Consider the following 603-nt stretch of genomic DNA (forward strand, 5'->3'; position numbering starts at 1 on the left):
TTCGATCCGGACCCTAGCGAACTCTTGCTCGATCGGGCACGCGTGGCGCGGTACGCGCTGGTCCATCAGGATCGTGCGGGCCGCGTCGCGGACCTTCACCAGTGCGTCGGCCGCGTCCACACACTCCCCATCGACCATGTCCACCACGTGCTGCCACCGGCGCGCGGTCGCGCGCATCGCGACCACCTCGACAAGGGCGGCCGGGTCGATCGAGTCACCGTTCTCCAGCTCGTGGATCATCTTGCCCTCGGCGGAACCGAGTTCGTCCAGGGCCTCGTCACGGCACGCGCGGATGTAATCGTCAAACACAGGCATGGACCTACCTCCTGATGATGTGCGGATGGTGCGGTGCGGGCGCCTCGTCCGGCCGGACCCTCCGGCCGGGCGAGGTAGGGGCGGAACCGGGCTGACCGGTCCCGCCCCCGGGCCTGTCAGGCCGCCGCGTCGGTGGCGGGCGCCTCGCCGGTGGCCGCGTCGGTTACGGACCCGTCGCTGGCGTCCGTAGCGTCCGGGGCGTCCGGGGTGGTGGCGGGGGTGGTGTCCGGGCCGGTGGCCTCGTCAGTGGCGGGCGCGGTGGCGGTGGCGTTGGTGGCGAGGGTGTAT

Annotated in this window: 1 protein-coding gene; it reads right to left on the minus strand. The window is 72.0% G+C overall.

From position 1 onward, the window contains the following. On the minus strand, nt 1-315 hold a 315-nt coding region (locus tag J4573_RS53390), incomplete at its 3' end, for a hypothetical protein (RefSeq protein ID WP_208264187.1). Nucleotides 316-603: the final 288 nt, after the last annotated feature.

Source organism: Actinomadura barringtoniae (genome assembly GCF_017573505.1).
Taxonomy (GTDB): domain Bacteria; phylum Actinomycetota; class Actinomycetes; order Streptosporangiales; family Streptosporangiaceae; genus Spirillospora; species Spirillospora barringtoniae.